The organism is Anoxybacillus sp. P3H1B, from assembly GCF_001560855.1.
Classification (GTDB): domain Bacteria; phylum Bacillota; class Bacilli; order Bacillales; family Anoxybacillaceae; genus Anoxybacteroides; species Anoxybacteroides rupiense.
The window spans coordinates 126,877-144,433 of record NZ_LPUG01000012.1 but is presented as its reverse complement, the minus strand read 5'-3'; the positions used below and the strand labels follow the sequence as shown (position 1 = coordinate 144,433).

At 41.4% G+C, this 17,557-nt stretch carries 20 protein-coding genes; 4 read left to right on the top strand and 16 right to left on the bottom strand.

Annotated elements, in window-relative coordinates; genetic code table 11:
* Nucleotides 1-89: 89 nt before the first annotated feature.
* From AT864_RS08060 to AT864_RS08050, 3 genes are read right to left on the bottom strand one after another with little or no spacing between them, the layout of a single operon-like run.
* Entirely contained in the window at nucleotides 90-593 is a 504-nt protein-coding gene (locus AT864_RS08060; RefSeq protein WP_066148092.1) for an antibiotic biosynthesis monooxygenase, read from the bottom strand.
* Nucleotides 590-1,798, bottom strand: a complete 1,209-nt coding sequence (locus tag AT864_RS08055) for an ABC transporter permease (RefSeq protein ID WP_066148089.1) — start codon at nucleotides 1,796-1,798, stop codon at nucleotides 590-592. Before AT864_RS08055 ends, AT864_RS08060 begins: the two co-directional genes overlap by 4 nt.
* Nucleotides 1,791-2,534, bottom strand: coding sequence for an ABC transporter ATP-binding protein (locus tag AT864_RS08050; protein WP_231734618.1), 744 nt, complete (start codon nucleotides 2,532-2,534; stop codon nucleotides 1,791-1,793). The genes AT864_RS08055 and AT864_RS08050 overlap by 8 nt, the downstream gene beginning before the upstream one ends.
* Before the next feature lie 489 nt (nucleotides 2,535-3,023).
* Between AT864_RS08050 and AT864_RS08045 the strand changes: the two genes are divergently transcribed.
* Entirely contained in the window at nucleotides 3,024-3,446 is a 423-nt protein-coding gene (locus tag AT864_RS08045) for an HIT family protein (RefSeq protein WP_066148085.1), read from the top strand.
* 33 nt (nucleotides 3,447-3,479) lie between these two features.
* Here AT864_RS08045 and AT864_RS08040 read toward each other — a convergent pair whose 3' ends face one another.
* Nucleotides 3,480-4,313, bottom strand: coding sequence for a peptidylprolyl isomerase (locus AT864_RS08040; protein ID WP_066148082.1), 834 nt, complete (start codon nucleotides 4,311-4,313; stop codon nucleotides 3,480-3,482).
* A gap of 380 nt (nucleotides 4,314-4,693) precedes the next feature.
* On the opposite strand from AT864_RS08040, the gene AT864_RS17895 reads away from it, so the two are divergent.
* Entirely contained in the window at nucleotides 4,694-4,786 is a 93-nt protein-coding gene (locus AT864_RS17895; protein WP_063504933.1) for a YjcZ family sporulation protein, read from the top strand.
* 42 nt (nucleotides 4,787-4,828) lie between these two features.
* Here AT864_RS17895 and AT864_RS08035 read toward each other — a convergent pair whose 3' ends face one another.
* A complete protein-coding gene (locus tag AT864_RS08035; protein WP_066148079.1) occupies nucleotides 4,829-5,008 on the bottom strand; it encodes a hypothetical protein in 180 nt (59 codons plus the stop codon).
* Nucleotides 5,009-5,545: 537 nt separating this feature from the next.
* Here AT864_RS08035 and AT864_RS08025 point away from each other — a divergent pair.
* Complete coding sequence (locus AT864_RS08025; RefSeq protein ID WP_044745637.1) at nucleotides 5,546-5,884, top strand: YhaI family protein; 339 nt, start codon at nucleotides 5,546-5,548, stop codon at nucleotides 5,882-5,884.
* On the opposite strand, the gene AT864_RS08020 is transcribed toward AT864_RS08025, so the two are convergent.
* The 7 genes from AT864_RS08020 to AT864_RS07985 form a co-directional block, all read right to left on the bottom strand.
* Nucleotides 5,879-6,475, bottom strand: a complete 597-nt coding sequence (locus AT864_RS08020) for an HTH-type transcriptional regulator Hpr (protein WP_172798649.1) — start codon at nucleotides 6,473-6,475, stop codon at nucleotides 5,879-5,881. The genes AT864_RS08025 and AT864_RS08020 overlap by 6 nt on opposite strands.
* A 393-nt stretch (nucleotides 6,476-6,868) precedes the next feature.
* Nucleotides 6,869-7,393 (bottom strand): tryptophan transporter, encoded by a 525-nt coding sequence (locus AT864_RS08010; protein WP_066148070.1) that lies wholly within the window; start codon nucleotides 7,391-7,393, stop codon nucleotides 6,869-6,871.
* Between the two features lie 114 nt (nucleotides 7,394-7,507).
* Nucleotides 7,508-8,590, bottom strand: coding sequence for a 3-phosphoserine/phosphohydroxythreonine transaminase (serC, locus tag AT864_RS08005; protein WP_066148067.1), 1,083 nt, complete (start codon nucleotides 8,588-8,590; stop codon nucleotides 7,508-7,510).
* Nucleotides 8,591-9,087: 497 nt separating this feature from the next.
* Nucleotides 9,088-9,270: a sporulation YhaL family protein gene (locus AT864_RS08000; protein WP_044745632.1), complete on the bottom strand. Its 183-nt coding sequence runs from the start codon at nucleotides 9,268-9,270 to the stop codon at nucleotides 9,088-9,090.
* 99 nt (nucleotides 9,271-9,369) lie between these two features.
* Nucleotides 9,370-10,314 (bottom strand): 3'-5' exoribonuclease YhaM, encoded by a 945-nt coding sequence (yhaM, locus tag AT864_RS07995; protein ID WP_066148064.1) that lies wholly within the window; start codon nucleotides 10,312-10,314, stop codon nucleotides 9,370-9,372.
* 89 nt (nucleotides 10,315-10,403) lie between these two features.
* Nucleotides 10,404-11,642 carry an ABC transporter permease gene (locus AT864_RS07990; RefSeq protein ID WP_066148061.1) on the bottom strand — a complete coding sequence of 413 codons (1,239 nt, stop codon included), beginning with the start codon at nucleotides 11,640-11,642 and terminating at the stop codon, nucleotides 10,404-10,406.
* Complete coding sequence (locus tag AT864_RS07985; protein WP_044745629.1) at nucleotides 11,635-12,534, bottom strand: ABC transporter ATP-binding protein; 900 nt, start codon at nucleotides 12,532-12,534, stop codon at nucleotides 11,635-11,637. Before AT864_RS07985 ends, AT864_RS07990 begins: the two co-directional genes overlap by 8 nt.
* Before the next feature lie 153 nt (nucleotides 12,535-12,687).
* Between AT864_RS07985 and AT864_RS07980 the strand changes: the two genes are divergently transcribed.
* Nucleotides 12,688-12,873 (top strand): YhzD family protein, encoded by a 186-nt coding sequence (locus tag AT864_RS07980; protein WP_066148059.1) that lies wholly within the window; start codon nucleotides 12,688-12,690, stop codon nucleotides 12,871-12,873.
* Nucleotides 12,874-13,165: 292 nt separating this feature from the next.
* Here AT864_RS07980 and AT864_RS07975 read toward each other — a convergent pair whose 3' ends face one another.
* The 4 genes from AT864_RS07975 to AT864_RS07960 form a co-directional block, all read right to left on the bottom strand.
* The gene (locus tag AT864_RS07975) at nucleotides 13,166-14,677 is read right to left on the bottom strand and encodes a coproporphyrinogen III oxidase (RefSeq protein WP_231734614.1); all 1,512 of its coding nucleotides are present in this window, start codon (nucleotides 14,675-14,677) and stop codon (nucleotides 13,166-13,168) included.
* A 106-nt stretch (nucleotides 14,678-14,783) separates the two neighbouring features.
* Nucleotides 14,784-15,650: a Cof-type HAD-IIB family hydrolase gene (locus AT864_RS07970; RefSeq protein ID WP_066148056.1), complete on the bottom strand. Its 867-nt coding sequence runs from the start codon at nucleotides 15,648-15,650 to the stop codon at nucleotides 14,784-14,786.
* A gap of 92 nt (nucleotides 15,651-15,742) precedes the next feature.
* Entirely contained in the window at nucleotides 15,743-16,096 is a 354-nt protein-coding gene (locus tag AT864_RS07965; RefSeq protein ID WP_044745626.1) for a YlbF family regulator, read from the bottom strand.
* Between the two features lie 262 nt (nucleotides 16,097-16,358).
* On the bottom strand, nucleotides 16,359-17,492 hold the full coding sequence (locus tag AT864_RS07960) for a DUF445 domain-containing protein (RefSeq protein WP_066148053.1): 1,134 nt from the start codon (nucleotides 17,490-17,492) through the stop codon (nucleotides 16,359-16,361).
* Nucleotides 17,493-17,557 lie beyond the last annotated feature (65 nt).

The window sequence follows — 17,557 nt, the reverse complement described above, 5'->3', positions numbered from 1 at the left end:
GAAAAACGGAAAAAGGTGTGACCGCCCCATTTCCTCGGAAATAGTCGAAAAAACAAAAATGCCGCTATAATTTAGCGGCATTTGAAATTTTATTCGATAATGCTATAAGTTGTTACGTAAGAAGGGCGGGGAAAGAGCTTAACTTGCTGTCCCTTTTCTTCTTTCGCTGTTCGTTCGTGATGTGCTTTTTCAAACGCGCGCGAACGCTGCCAATTTTGAAAATGCTCTTTTCCTTCCCACAATGTCATAATGATATACGTATCGTTTGATAAAGGGCGTAATACACGAATAGCGACAAATCCTGGTTCTTTTTCAATTAATCCGGCCCGCTGACTAAAGCGGTATTCAAATAATGGCCTTCCTTCATCTGTCACCGGAATATGATTGAGCACGGCAAATGATCCTCCTAAGTTTCCAACCGCATCAATCACTTCGTAATGACGCGGCTCCTGAAAAACCGTACTGCCATCTGTTTCATGAAAAAGCGTGGCTCCATCTTCTCCTTCAAGCAATAGCATCGTTTCATGAGCATAGCTGTCTTTCAATTTTTGCAAATAATCTCTTGTTCCTGTGGTCACATATATCTTTTTCATCTATTCACCCTCCTGCGCCGATTGAAATAAAAAAACAATAGCCAGTAACTAAAAACCCAGCCAATAAACAGCAATAATAGAACATGCACCACATAGCCGAATACAAGCATAAAGAGCGCAAACACGATATTTTGTCCAAGCAAAAGCCAAAACAAAAGCTGAAGCACGGTTTTTTTCTTCAACTGATCAGACAATGGATATAATTTATAAAAAATATTGGAACGATGGTGCTGCTGAAGCCTTAATAATTGAAATCCAGTGGCATAAAGGAAAAATAAAGCAGCGATTATTTTCCCGTAGATAGGCGGTACAATATAAAGGACGAGGCAGGAAATACAAGTTAACCGTATGTAAAGTCCCAAATAATCTCCTGCTCTTAAAAACGTCCGTAAATATAAATAACGAAACGCCTGCTCTTGACGATACGGGACAAAGGATAAGACAAAATCCATCCATTTACGACGCTTCGCCCGCTCTTTCAAATGAGGAACATCTGTAAAAATGTTAGCTAGCCGATAAAATGATAGTTGTGCCTTTTCTTCTTGAAGGATCAGATGTTCCCAGTTCAGCCCTTTTCGCTTCGTTGTCTGCATAAAGTAGAAAGACAAAGCCGCCATAATAAGCAGTAGCATACCCCAAAATAGTATGGATACGTTTTTTAACAAAAAATACAGAAAGACCATATTAAAAAGCAGTCTTGTTCCATAGCCGAAAGAACGAGCCCCCGTCGTTGCAAAACTTTGCTCTTTCCAACCAATCCACATATTCCATCCCTTTAAGGATAATAAAATGATCCACAGCAGCCATATCGATAATGCCGAAAACTCGAGATGTAACGGAGCCAGAGCCAAAACAGCTAAAGAAAGCAGAGACGCCTGCATCCCCCAGCTGAATACAAAGGCGCGGCGAAGATAAGGCGTAAGTTTTGCTTCAGCCGGCAATAAAAAGACAAGATCCGCTTCTCTAAAAAAAGTGCGGACAGAGCCGTATGTAAGAAACATCGAAAGAACAACAGCTTCTACCATTGCATAAGGAAAACTGCTTGTTAACGTTTGTAGCCATCGCTGATAGACAAACGCACCAGCTCCCAAGCCAATCAACACCACAAACAACAAATGATCATTAAGCATATACCGCAAATAACGCCTTCGTTCAGAGCCGTAACGAACGAAGCGCTGCTTCCACAGTAAGCGGCTATCAAGCATATTCCTCTTCCTTTGTTAATTCAATATAAATCTCATCTAATGTCGCGGTCGGGAGCTGAAGCTGTTGGCGCAGTTCTTCTAATGTTCCTTTTGCCTTTACCTTGCCATGATGAAGAATGACAAATGCATCGCAATATCTCTCAGCAGTCGCTAAAATGTGGGTTGACATTAAAATACCGGCTCCTTTTTCTTTCATGCTTTGAATCAGCTGAAGCAGCGATTGGATACCAAGCGGGTCAAGGCCGACAAAGGGCTCATCAATAATATAAAGAGACGGCTCAATTAAAAAGGTGCACATAATCATGACTTTTTGCTTCATTCCTTTTGAGAAATGAGCCGGAAACCAAGACAGTTTTTTCTCCATGCGGAACTCTTTTAACAGCAGAGGCAGCCGCTTTTCATATTCCGCTTTTGGCAAGCCATACGCCATCGCCATTAATTCTAAATGCTCTTTTAATGTTAATTCATCGTATAAGATCGGTGTTTCCGGTATGTATGTAAACTGACTGCGATACCATTGTGGATCATCGGCAAACGTCTTTCCATTGATCGTAATCGTCCCTTTCCTCGGCTCCATTAATCCAATAATATGCTTAATCGTCGTGCTTTTTCCTGCGCCGTTTAAACCAATCAACCCGACAATTTTGCCGGTGTCTACCGCAAACGAAACATCCTCAAGGACATTTCTGTTCGTATAACCGCCATGTACATGTTTCACTTCTAAAAGCGCCATGATTCGTTTTCCTTTCTTCCTAATTCAATCGCGTTACCGTCATTTTATCAAAAAAACTTGATTTTTTCCAAAAATGAGAAGCATATAAGCGGCTGATTAGGAGATGATAAATAACGAAGAGGGGATGAGGAACCGCTTAAACAGCTATTGATGATCATTGTGGTTTGGTGAATCGTCCAAATTGAAATGAGGTGTTTACAAAAGATAACACCGCTTAAAGCAAAAGAGAAATCTCTTGTAAATGAGGTGTTTGTCGGAGATCATCCAATGATATCCAAGGCTTTGGTTCCTTGTGAAAGAAGATGATCATTGTGAACAAAGAAATGTTCATGAAGTAAAAACCCATAAGTAAATGAGGTGTTCATCAAACGCCATTTCATTGAATAAGTCCTTACCCCTTTTCATGACTGACAGGATGTGGCCATTCCGGCTTACATCCTGTTCTTTTTATGGTAAAATGTAATTAAAATCGCGAGAAAGGTGGCCGATTTTATGAGTGATTGCATTTTTTGCAAAATTATCAATGGCGATATTCCCGCCGCAAAAGTATATGAGGACGAGCATGTGTTAGCCTTTCTTGACATCAGCCAAGTCACAAAAGGGCATACGCTCGTCATTCCAAAAGTACATACAAAGGATATTTTTGAACTTACGTCCGATACGGCAAGCCACGTTTTCCGCGTTGTTCCGAAAATCGCCAACGCCATTAAACAGCAGCTTGCCCCAGTGGGTCTAAATCTGTTAAACAACAATGGTGAACAGGCTGGACAAACGGTTTTCCATTATCATGTTCACCTTATTCCGCGCTATGGAAAAGGCGATGGATTTGGCGCTGTGTGGAAATCACATGCCAGTGATTATACGTTTGCGGATTTACAAACCATTGCCGAGACGATTCAAAAAGGAGTGCAATAATCAAACAGGGAAGCGATCTGCTTCCCTGTTTGATTATTGAATGGCATCTTTAAGATCCTCATCTTCAATTTTCACGTTCGCGTCTTTAATCACTTTCGCTACTTTTGACTCAATCTGTGAAGCGTCAACCTTGCTCTTTTTCACTTCAAATTCGATTTCATCCTTCATTTGTTCGTAGGACGGCTTTTTCTTCTTATCCGTCACTTTAATAATATGATAACCATACTCCGTTTTAATCGGCTGGCTAATTTCCCCAACCTTCAAGGCGTATGCGGCATCCTCAAACTCCTTCACCATTTTGCCTGTACCAAACCAGCCTAAATCGCCGCCGTTTTGTGCAGAGCCTGTATCCTGCGAATACTCTTTAGCGAGCTTAGCAAAGTCTTCTCCTTTATCCAGCTTCGTCTTAACCTCTTGCGCTGTTTTTTCATCCTTGACTAAAATATGGCTTGCCCGTATTTCCGGCTTGTATTGATCGTAATATTGTTTTAATTCTTTTTCGGTTACTTTGACATCCGCTACCGCTGCTTTTTGGCGCAGCAAGTCCAGCTTCACCATGTCACGGATCGCTTTTTCGCCGTTTTGCTGAACAGCTAAATCATATTGCGTTCCGTACATCTCCTTTAAGTTCTCAATTTGCTTATCAATTTCTTTATCCGTCACTTTATACTTCTTGCTTAACACCTTTTCATACACAAGGTCGCGGATGACTTCTTTACCATACCGCTCTTTCATTGCGTTATAAAATTCTTCCTTCGTAATGTCGCCCGCTTTCGTCTCCGCAATGATTTTTGAATCTCCATTGCTACAAGCAGATAGTGCAAGAACAGAAGCTGCTGTCGCAACAGCAATTGTCCATTTTTTCATCCAATTCACAACTCCTACTATCAAAATTTTTTGCAAAAAACTACAACAATTAATATAACACATTTTCCCATAATACAAAAATGTTTTCCCCTATTCCACCATTGCGATTAAGATTTTTTTTCCTAAATATAACGATCTTATGATCCTTCTTCTTCAAACAAGAATAGCAGATGAAGAAAAAATCTATATCACAACTAGAGGCGTCAGCATGTGCCTGAAGCAAGCATTTCGACAGCCTTATGACCGAAACAACGCCGCTTTTCCAGAACTGAAAATGAGCGTGAATGAATATAGGGCACGTGCCTATACACACTTTATCGCGGCTGCATAAAATAAACTATCCAAAAACGAGAGCCCCCTTTTTGAAAGGAGGTGTTATAATGGGTGCACCTGTTCCTTACGCTGGTGGATTCGCGTTGATTGTCGTGTTGTTTATTTTATTAATTATTGTCGGGAGTGCATGGTGGTTCTAAATGCCTAATAAAAAAGCTGGCAGTCATGGCTGTCAGCTTTTTTTATGTAAATAACATTTCAAAATAAGAAGAAATAAGTAAAATAGTGATAAGTACATTAATGGTGCGGAACACGACCGGCTGTTTGTCCTCGGGAATTTCTTTTTGAACACAAAGCGTATTGGTAAGCTGATTAATAGAAAATAAAATAATGACAGCAAGGGGTATGAAGTAAATCGTCATGTTTAACTCCCCTCCTATTCCTTACAAAATTACTTTATTTACTTTACAATTTTTTTCTGGATAAATCAATATGTATTTTACCACCTTTAATTTTCCAGCATCAATAAAGAAATGTACCGATGTTTATGTAATCGTTGTCACTCGACATATTCACATTGACAAAAATATGAAGTTTGCGGTATTTTCCGATGGCCGCACAACCCAACAATGCCGCTTACAGCCAAGTTCATTTACGAGTAAGCAGCTTGTTAACCGACGCTCAGCCATGCTTTGGCGCAGCCGGGCAGATCGGCGACTTGCCTTCCAAGCTTGGATTTTTACGCATAACATTCGCTCATATTGAGCACAAAGACAACAAATGAATCAATTAAATCTGACACGCAAGTGTTGAAGCTCCCCCTTCCTAACTAAATGGAGCTAATAGGAGGAAAAGAATGCTAAAAATTGATGGTTGCCAGACTGTTATGCATACAAAAACTTATAGTTGGTTATTTTCTATTATTTGAATAAAATATATAACAAGGGGGAAGACGACATATGGAAAAACGAATGGCAAAACTTGAGTATCACCGATCACTGCTATTACAAATGGTGGATGAGTCCAAAAATCCTTTTTATTCTCTCGTTATCGCCGCTGATTTGGCAAAAGAAGAAGTAGAAGAAGTTCTTTCCCTTTGTGAAGAATTGAACAAAGAATATGAAAAACAAAAAGCGGAAGGCTTGACGATTTTCACTCCGCTTTTGCTTCATTTTGCCGGCATGCTCCATCCTCGTCTTCCGCTTGAAAAAACTATTGATGCTTTGCTAAAACAACGTTTGTTTGTTCCGCTGATGCAAGAATTTAAAAAGTTGATCGAAACGATTCCTTCCTCATGATTGGCTCGCTACTTCCTTCTCAGCTTCTGGCAACGTCTTTTTTATCAGCTTTCCTTCTTCCTCAATAAAATCTGTTTGAATATTTTCAAACGATTTTTCGAAAATCTCCATGAAATCATCCCCATAAATATTGCGGATAATACACATCATTTCTAAAATTTCTGGAAATTTTCCGTATAGCTCACGCAAAGGCAGCGCTCCATTCAACACAGCATTTTGCTTTGGATCATATGATTCCATCAGCTTCAAAAACACTTGCTCCCCTTTTTCTGTCAATTCAATATATGTGTTGCGTTTATCATCTTGTTTTTTCGAAAAGGACAGCAGTCCTCTTTCTTCTAGCTTTTTGGAAAAGTTAAATGCGGTTGATACGTGCATGACCCCAAATTTTGCGATTTCTGAAATAGAAGCTCCTTTAAAATGATAAGCAATCCATAAAATATGATGTTCATTAATGTTTAGATCGAACGGTTTGATCCACTGCTGCCAATCCTTTTCGATTGATTTCCAAAGCGCTTTGCTTAATTGTGCAATCCGCTGGCTAAACATCATTGCTTCTTTTATGGAATAATGTTGTTCTCCATGTTTCATCGTTCCACCCACTCTTCCCTCACCATTATTATTTTATTCTATTATGCCAGTAAAATAAAAATTAATAAAGATACAAATGTTAGAATTTTTAAATAAAGAATAACACATCTCGAGACTCATAGTTAAAGAACAAGGTACATATAGTGAAACATAGGAGGAGAATATGATGGTTTATATAATGTCCTTTTGTTATATTCTTAATGTTGTTTTTCTCTGTCTTGCAGCAGCCACATTTTTTTCGCTACATAAGGCCAAAATGTATCCGCCCAAAAGAATATTGCAACAAAGGCTGCTTTTATATATACTTGTCGCTGTTTTTTCTTTTTTGCTGGCCTGGTCGCTGCAGCACTTTTTATAGCAAAACCCGACCTGGAGCGATCGGGTTTTGTTGTTTTACGGTTGTGCCGCCATATTCGTCCGCTTAAAAATGGACGATACAAGCGGATATACGAATAGAATAGCAAGGGTGTTAATCAAGGCTGTTGGCAACACAACCGTAACGAACAAGCTTGAAAAAGCAGCACCTCCAGGCAGGCCGACAACAAGTAGAGCAACTGTCAAAAAAATCGTGCCAGAAACGATCGTTCCTATCGCTGTTAAAACAGCGGCCCCCTTCGTTGTTTGTCCATATTTTTTCATCATAAGCAACAAAGCCAAAAATATAAAGGCTGTCGTTGGTTTATCAAGCAGATTGGGCAATAGCCCCCCTGGAAAGCTTGTCGTAATCCCAGAAATGATGCCGGTTGCCATTCCCAGCAGACCGACTGACTTTTTATCAGGAAACAACAAAATGCCCAAAAACATCATCAGCAGCATCATATCTGGCTTCATGCCAAAAAAGAATCCAGGAATTGCACTGTGCAGCACCGCACCAATCCCCACAAACAGTGCAAGAGAAACTAAAACTTTTGCTTTCATTTTCTCATCTCTCCTCATCTCAGCTTTTCTAACCTTCTCTTCTCTAGTACCTTTTGCCTATTACAAGATTTTTTACATTATACTACTTTATCGCATAAAAGTGAAGAAAAATTTTTAACCAAAATATTTTGGGAACTCCTTCATAAATTGCGCTAACGCTTCACATGCTTCCAAAGGAACCGCATTATAAACAGAAGCGCGGCAGCCGCCAACAGAACGATGTCCCGCCAATCCAACAAATCCGCGTTCTTTTGCTTCAGCCAAAAATCTTTTTGTTACTTCCTCGTTTGGCAATGTAAACGTAATATTCATTAAAGAGCGGCTGTCTTTTTTCGCGTGCGGCGCATAAAACCCATCGCTTTCATCAATTGCGGCATAAATAACCCCTGCTTTTTCTTGGTTGCGTTTTTCAATCACTCCCACTCCTCCCTGCTCTTTGACCCATTCAAGCACGAGCGAGAGCATATAAATCGCAAAGGTCGGCGGCGTATTATATAAAGAATTACTTGTGCTATATGTGCGGTAATCAAGCATGGTCGGCAGATTTTCTGGAATTCTTTCAAGCAAATCAGTGCGGATAATCGCTACTGTCACACCGGAAGGCCCTAAATTTTTTTGCGCTCCGGCATAAATGAGGGCAAATTTCGCCACATCGATCTCTCGGCTTAAAATATCGCTCGACATGTCGGCAATTAAATCGGTATCCGCATCCGGAAACTCGTTCCATTGCGTTCCAAAAATCGTATTGTTGGATGTGATATGTAAATAAGCGGCCTCTTCGGAAAGCTGAATGCTTTCATTCGCTGGAATGTACGCGTAATTCTCTTCTTTACTCGATGCGGCAATATGCGTCTCTCCTACTTTTTTCGCTTCTTTCAACGCTTTTTCCGACCAAGCCCCCGTTAGCACATAATTGCCCACTCGGCCATCTGTCAGAAAATTCATGGGCACCATCGAAAACTGCAAGCTTGCTCCTCCTTGCAAAAAGAGCACATCATGCGTATCGGGAATATTCATAAGCTCTTTTAATAATTGCTTTGCCCGATTATGGACCTCATCATACTCTTTGCTGCGATGGCTTAATTCCATCACCGACATGCCGGTGCCGCGAAAATCAAGCAGTTCCTGCTGTGCACGCTGCAATACAGCAAGCGGAAGCGCTGATGGACCTGCATTAAAGTTGTATGCCCTTTTCATCTGCTAGATTCCCCCTACTTTATTTCTTTACTGAATAACAGTTATTTATTATCCTAACATGAAACCTAAAAAAATAAAGCTTATTTTTTGGAAATTCTAAAAAATAACTTTTGGGATCAGATACAATCGATTTGCTGATGGTCCTTGTGCTGTTATAAATATGAGTGATCGCTATTTGTAAATCCCCGTCTCTTGATCGCCGACATATCGGAGCACCATAGGCTTATATGGACCAAATGTTGATGTTGGTACATCAAGACTCCGCGGATAAAAAATAAAATCCTTGTGCCTATCACAAGGATTCAAATGGTTGATAAAGTTCCTTTTTGCTTTGTCTACAACCATTTTATACAATTATACCCATTCATAGCAGCATTTTTCTTGAAAACGCTTGACAGACAAGGAACGCTGCCGAGTGAAGGCGCTAATCGAACATAGCGTTCATAAGCGGACGAACGGATGAAAGCGTTTGGCAACTGTTTGAAGCCTTGTGCCTATCATAAGGATTGCTGCTGCCGGCGCATTTTTTCCTCTCGAATGCGCTGCATATAAATTTCTCCTTCTTTTTCAATGAAGGCTTCATCGATTTCTCTCTCTTTAGCCGCCGTTCTCACCGTCATGTACCCGCTAAACACAATTCCAGCAATGACAATATAAATCCACCATGGCAAAGATAGCACATTCTTCCCCCCCTATCTACTCAGCTTGTCTTATTTCCACTATATGATCCAACGATCGTTTTTATGCACAAAAAACAGAAGCGATCTGCTTCCGTTCTGTTATTTTTGAAATGTCGGCTTATAAAATGAACGGTTGTCCAACGCAAAAATCCGTTCTGTAAACTCTCCGGGCTTCACTTTTTCCAATGCGCGATCAATCATATTCATTTTCGCATCTAAATTATCAATATAATGAAGAATCTCTGCCTCTTTCACCATTGGCGGCTTCGGACTCCCCCACTCTGCTTTTCCGTGATGGCTCAGCACCATATGCTGCAGAATGACGACTTCCTCGCCAGCAATTCCAAGATGCTCAGCCGCCTTGCCAATTTCGCCTACCATAATCGAAATATGTCCAAGTAAGTTTCCTTCAAGCGTATAGGTCGTAGAAATAGGCCCTGATAATTCAATCACTTTACCAAGGTCGTGCAAAATGACTCCCGCGTATAAAAGATCCCGATCCAGCGACGGATAAAGGCGAGCGATCGCTTTTGCCAAATCAAGCATCGAAACAACATGATAGGCAAGACCGGAAATAAATTCATGATGGTTTTTCGTGGCTGCCGGATACTCCAAAAATTTGCTTTCATATTTTTTGAGCAAATGCCTCGTAATGCGCTGGATATTCGGATTTTTCATTTCAAAAATATACTGTGTGAGCTTCTCCATCATTTCGTCCCGCTTCATTGGCGCAACTTCAAGAAAATCGGCGATCCGTACCGGGTCCGCTTGATTGGCCGGACGAATATTGCGAATTTTAAGCTGTGTACGCCCCCGATAATTGCTAATATCTCCGAATACTTTGACAATGCTTTCCGGCACATACACATTTTCATCTTCTGATGAAGCGTCCCATAGCTTTGCCTCAATTTCGCCTGTTTTATCTTGCAAAATAAGAGTTAAAAACGGCTTCCCGTTACTTGCGATCCCTTTGGCAACAGATTTTATCAACAAATAAACATCGACTTGTTCTCCGACTTCGTAATGAATAATCCCTTTTGCCAAGCCATTCTCCTCCGTTTCCGTATTTGCCTATCGTCTAGTATACCATATCCAGCTTAGGCAAAAAATAAGACCTTGCCTAAAGCAAGATCTTATTTCTTCGTTAGCTCAAGCGCTTTTTTCATATCTTTAAGCGAAGTCGATTTCCCATACATTAAAACGCCGCCACGGTAAATTTTCGATCCTAAAAAAGCAAACAACACAATCGTGCCGATTAACAACACAAGGCTCAGCGCTACTTCCCAGAAAGGGATATTCAGCATGCCGATCCGCAGAAGCATAATCATCGGTGTAAAAAACGGGATAAAGGAAGTCACCGTAATAAACGAAGCTTCAGGAGCATTCAAGCCAAACATGGCAATTAAAAAAGCGACAATGACGAGCATGGTGACCGGCATAACGACCTGCTGCACTTCTTCCGCACGGCTGACCATAGAGCCAAGAACAGCAAATAACGTGGCATATAAAAAGTAACCGAGCAGGAAAAGGACGACAGCATAAACGAGCGTCGAAACCGGAAGATGTTCAAAGCCTAAAAGCTGCAATAGCTCTTTTCCACTGCTTTTCAAGGAGCTAAAACCAATCGCAAATAAAACCAAAAACTGTGTCAAACTGAGGAGAGCCACTCCAATAATTTTACCGAACATTTGCTGAACAGGAGGAACGCTGGAAATCAGAATTTCCATAATACGTGATGATTTCTCGGTCGAGACCTCTGAAGCGATCATCGATCCATACATAAGCACGAACATATACATGGCAAACACTAAAACATAAACAAGTCCTCTTGCTTGATTCAATTCCTCTTCCGTTTTCGCGTTTTCCTCCAACGCGATTTTTTGGAACGACACCGGCTCATACAGCTGCGTTATTTGCTCCTGCTTTAAGCCGATTTTAGCCGTCGCCATCGCCGTTTTGATTTGCTGAAGCGCTTCTTTTACTTGATCGGATGTATCGCTATCAGCAACCGTCTTCGCATAATATACCGCTTCAGGCAACTGCTTATCATCATAAGCAATTTTTAAAAAGGCTTCCCATTGACCGCTCTCTACCTTTTGCTTCGCCGCTTTCTCCGATCCTTGAAAGAATTCCAGGCTGATCTTTTTGTCGCCGCTTTTTTCAAGCTGCGCCTTCAACGGCTTATACATCTCCTCTGTTTGATCCATCACCGCAATCGTTTTCTTTTCATTTTTGTTAAAAAAGTCAATAATGTGGGTGATATTCGTCACTCCAAGAATGAGCAAAGAGGTAATCGCAGTCGTAATAATAAACGATTTCGATTTCAGTTTTGTGATATATGTATGCCATAGGACAATCCAAAATTTATTCATATGCCGCACCTACTTTTTCAATAAAAATGTCATTCAAAGAAGGTTCCTCTAAAGCAAATTTCCGAATAAACCCTTTGTCGGCAATATGGGCCAGGATGTGTTGGGAAACGTCTTCATCTTCCACCTGCAGATGAATTCCTTCCGCTGTTTGCTTTGCTTTCATGACTCCCGGAAAATGGCGCAGCTCATCAAGCGGAAAATCAGCATGAATAATAATATTTTTTTTGCCAAAGGATCGCTTAATCTCTCTCAGCGCCCCGTGGACTACCGGCTTGCCGCGATGCATAATACACAAATATTCACACAACTCCTCCACATGCTCCATGCGGTGGCTTGAAAATACGATAGTAGTGCCATTATTTTTTAAATCAAGCACCGCCTCTTTCAACAGCTCCACATTCACAGGATCAAGGCCGCTGAACGGTTCGTCCAAAATTAACAGCTTCGGTTGATGCAAAACCGCAGCAATAAATTGAATTTTTTGCTGATTTCCCTTTGACAATTCTTCTACTCTTTTTTCCGCATATTCAGGCACTTTAAAACGGTCGAGCCATTTTTCCATTTCTTGAATGATCGTTTGCTTATCAAGGCCTCGCAGCCTTCCTAAATAAATGAGCTGTTCCCTCACTTTTAATTTTGGATACAGGCCTCGTTCCTCCGGCAAATACCCAATTAAATGGCTTTTAGCGTATGTAATGGCTTCATCGTTCCATTGGACCGCTCCCGACGTTGGCTCAAGCAATCCTAAAATCATGCGGAATGTCGTTGTTTTACCCGCTCCATTTGCGCCAAGAAATCCAAACATCTCTCCTTCCGGAATACTTAACGTAAGGTGATCAACCGCAGTCACATTTCCAAAACGTTTCGTTACCTGCTCGAGTCGTAAGCTCATCGCTACTTCCCCCAATTTTGAAATAAAAGATAAAATTTCCACATTATATTACACGTTTTATGTTATCGAAAAGTTTCACATTTGAGAAGGAAATTTTCAAAAAACAGCAAAATATTTAATGTTCATTCATTATTCAGCAAAGGAGGAGCGATCGTGCCGACATTTACTTTAACTGCTTTTGATAAAAATGGAGAGACCCTATTAAACGAAACATTTGAAGCAGACAATGAAGAAGAAGCTAAAAAAATAGGCGAGCAAAAGCTGCGTGAACATAACTGTTACGATAAAACGCATCGTTGCACGACCTCAAGCGGAAAATTGATTTTGTTTCATCGTTAATGACAAAAACCCCGAAACATTCGGGGTTTTTTCCGTTTCATACCACTGTCCATCGTGTTTATTTGACGTGAATCGTCACCGTCCGCCATGACGCGTTCATGTTATGGTTCGACAGCTGGGCCGATCCTATATTCCCGTTTTAACAAATCGCGCGGGCGAACGATACGTTTGTTTTGAAGTGTGTGTCCGGGCCGCAAGCGGACGGTTCTTGCCCCACAGTCGCAAATATAAACAAAAAGCGGGTTTCCGATTTTAACGGATGCCCGCTTTCCGCCATATTTACGCAGAACGTTTAACGAAACAACTCGTCCATCATTTTCAGTTTTTCCTCTGTATAGTGTACAAAGTTTTCATTATATACTTTCGGTTCTTTCGGATTAGCAAAACGGGTAATCGCTCGCGTTTTCGGGTGGACAAATTTGCTTGATGCCCCACATCCGAGACCGATAATCGATTGTTGCTCTTCCATAATCATAATGTTATAAAGGCTTTCTTGTCCCGGAAGCGCATACCCTACATTTTCTAGATTACCGAGAATATTTTTCTGGCGGTACAAATAATAAGGTACATAGCCATGACGCTTTGTCCATGCTTCGGCGTTTTTCATCATCGTCTGAATCTCTTCACGGTCGGCCACTCTGTATTTTTCTTTGTTTTTTGTCATTTCTGACGCCCGTTTAAACGACAAAGTATGGACCGTCAATGACTCAGGCAGCAGCTTTTCTGTTTGCGCAAGTGTGTAGTTAAACTGTTCGATTCCTTCTCCCGGAAGACCGATAATTAAATCCATGTTAATGTTGTTCATCCCCATCTGGCGCGCCAAATGAAATTTTTCCACCGTCTCTTCAACCGTATGATGCCGGCCGATCGCTCTCAGCGTTTCCTGAATATAGGATTGCGGATTGATGCTGATGCGGTCGATGTTCCACTTTTTAAGCACCTCCAGCTTTTCCGGAGTGATCGTATCCGGTCGTCCTGCTTCTACTGTTATTTCTCGGACGCGTTCCATATCTGGGAACGATTGATACATCTGCTCGTATAATCGATCCATTTCTTCAGCAGTTATACTGGTTGGAGTACCGCCGCCGTAATAAATGGTCGTAATATTGACGCCGCGCTCCTTTAAAAACTGTCCGACTTCTTTTATCTCATAATGGAGACCAGCTAAAAAGGCATCAACCGAGCCTTGGCGTCCATTAATCGCATAGGCTGGAAACGTGCAATACGCACACTTTGTCGGACAGAATGGGATGCCGATATAAATGCTTACTTCATGGGCAAGGTCATATAAATCGGGGACAACGGTTAGTTGCCGATCCACAATTTTTTGCATCAGCTGAATTTTTTCTTCGGTTATTAAATAATCTTCTCGAAGCTGGCGATGCGCTTCCGTTTGTGACAGACCTGACCGCAATTTTTGGTGCAGCAGCTTAATCGGGCGCACTCCGGTTAAAATTCCCCATTGCTGAATCATTCCCGTATATTCTTGAAAAAGTGTTAGATAAACATGAAAAACCGCCTGTTTCCATTGTTTCAGCCGCGCTTTCTCGTCGTGGCACAAACGCAAATCTGTTTGATAATCATGCTTCCATTCATGCCCGCTGGCCGTTTCAATGAGCATCCCGTTCACGATGCCCATTTCTTCTCCATGCAGCGAAAAGGTGACAACTATATCAGCAGCGGAAGAAGCTGGTTCAAATAATAACTCATATTCTTCAAAAAATAATCCTGTTATCACTTCAAGCGGGCGCTTAATTTGTTCCAAGGCATGTAATCCGTAAATTTGAATGCGCAATGATATCACCTTTCTACGTCAAACTTATTTAAGTGTACAGAAGGCCGTTTATGCTCGTCAAGTGACGATTATTTCCGAACATCATAAAAGGCTGAGATTTCATCTCAGCCCCCTTTCATCGCTTCATTTTCAATTTATGCAAAAACTCTGGACGCTGCTGCTTGCGAAAATGCTCTTTAATCATGTAAGCAACCCCGAGCTGTTCGTTAGAACGCGTAATCCAGTCCGCTGCCTTTTTGACCTCAGCAGGCGCATTTCCCATTGCCACTCCTAATCCCGCCGCTTCAATGGCTTGAATGTCATCGATTCCATCACCAATGACAACCATTTCTTTTAATGAAATTCCTAAAACATCCCCAAGTCTTTTGAGTCCATCTAGCTTGGAGACACCGCTTGGCACAATTTCTACTTTTCCATTCGGATGTTCAATCATATCAACCGTTGGAAATTCCTGTCCTAGAAGAGAAGTCACCTCTTTTTTCTCTTTTTCATTGGCAAAATATACGTCAATTTTAGGAACAGCAATTGGATCATCGCGCAGAACATCACTTAGCGAATCAACAAATTGAGTTGGATAAAAAAACGGATCTCCAGAAGACAGCACGGTTTTTACCACCAATTGCTTCTGAACCTTTTTACGATTTCCAAGCGAGTATCGTTCATGCATGAGTCGAACATTGCATGAATAATTTTCCAAAATTTGCACAATATTAAATGTCCGTTCCTCTGGAATGGTCGCCTCATATAATTTCTCATTTAACGATTTTCCGATGATCGCTCCTTGAAACGTGATAATCATCGTATTTAATTTTAACGATTTCGCTATTTTTCGCGCTGATAGCAAATTTCGCCCGGTCATTAATGTCACATATACTCCTTTTCGTTTGACAAATTCCACTGCTTCCTTTGTTTCCTTTTGCAGACGCCCATTCTGTTTTAAAATCGTCCCATCGATATTAAGAGCAAGTAATTTATAAGACAAAGCAGCTTCCCCCTTTTCATGTTGTCACACTTGCCTATCACATAGCTATGACAAGTAGGATAAAAAAAGAACACTCAATTGAGTGTTCTCCCTTATTCAGCAAATGAGCGATATAATTCTTCAAGCGGTTTCATGATGATTTGGTTCATGTCGGCAATTGTCATGCTCATGCGCTGTTCAAGCGCCATAAGAGTTGATAATTTTTCATTTTGCTGTGTCAGCGCCATTGCTTTTTGTGCTTGTTCCACTTCTTCTGGAGAAATGGCCGCTCCCGTAAACTGCTTTTCGTGTAGCTGCAGCTGCAATTGCCGGAAATGATTAAACATGCGATAGGCAGTTTCATCGCGACGCACCGCTTCATACGCCCGCTTGAGCTGCTGGAAATCCTCGCTCGTGCGAATCGCCTGCTCTAATTGTTGAGCCAGTGTATACAATGAATTGGACATAAAATAGCCTCCTAAAGATAAAAATTACGGTTATTCCTAAACATATGCGCTCCTAAAAAACAATATGACACCAAGTGATCAAGCGAGCTCCTCAGCCCATATATAACGGATGAATGAGTGGGGCGTCCGATCCCTTGCCGAATGGATGGCGAGAAAATGAAAACATATCACTACTGTTGGGGATTCAATTCATTTGCTAAAAAACAAACTGATAGGGCTTAACGTCAGCTTTTTTGCTTCTTCCTAATATTAACGCGACCTGCTAAAACCACAATCCGACAATCGCTTGAAAGATTCCGATGATTCCTCCCAAGAGCGCTCCTAAATACGTAATCATCTTAAATTCGCGCTGTGAAATTAACAGAATCATTTGCTCAAGACGTTCAACAGGAAATTTTTCCACTTCTTTACGAACAATATCAGCGACTTGCAAGCGTTCGATAAGCGCTTCTACTTGACCAATAATCCATTGCCGCGCTTTCTCTATTGACTTTGGAATCCATTCATTGATAATAGGCTCACGATACATAGCTGCAAGATCTGCTACTTTTTTCTCCCATATTTCATTTTGATGAATGGCTTTTATCACCCAATTGCGCAGCGACTGCTGAATCCGTTCTTTCCCAATAAAAGCTTCCGCCTCTGCAACAGAAGCGGCGGACCACTTGTGCCACTCATCCAATAAAAGCTGGGCTAGCATTTGTCTTGTCCCTTGATGTTTAAGAAATTTAATCACTTCTGGCTGGACTTTGTCAACAAGATTTACATTGCCTAGAAACATTTGCAGCATGTTTCCAAACATGCCACGACCAATAAAAAATTCGTCAATCATTTGGGCAATCCGTTGTTTTCCATCCTCACTTTGAAAATAGCTGAGCGCCCGATCTGCGATATAATCGGCAAAAGCACTTACCCTTTTCTCTACTTGAACGCGCACCTCAGCTGGCAGGACATCATAAATCCTTTTATTTCTTAAAGGAGCTAGTGAGCTTTCATACGTATCTTCGAGCCATTGTGCTATTTTGGCATCAATCCATTCTTTCGGGGCTCTCATGCCAAGCTGGCGAAGCAGCCCGTCCACTGTTTGCTCGCTGCTCAGCCAACGATCGGCCAACTGTTGTCCCCATTGAATCACACCGTCTATCAGTTCAGCCTCCATCAACTTGCGGCGAATTCCTTCCGCTGTCAACAGATGCTCTACTACCATTTTCCCTAACTGATGCGCCAGTTCTTCACGCCGCTTTGGGATTAACCCTGGTGTAAAAGGAAGGCGTTTTCCATAGACATAAATCGGCTTATACGGACGAAATAGCATTTTTATCGCTAGCGCGTTAGTGACTCCTCCGATAATCGCACCAGCAGCAACCATAAACAGCACATACAAAACGGTTTCCATCTTCCTTCCTCCGCTCTGATGTTTACTTATTTGCCTAATGTCTCATTATATCGTTTGTTCGGTGA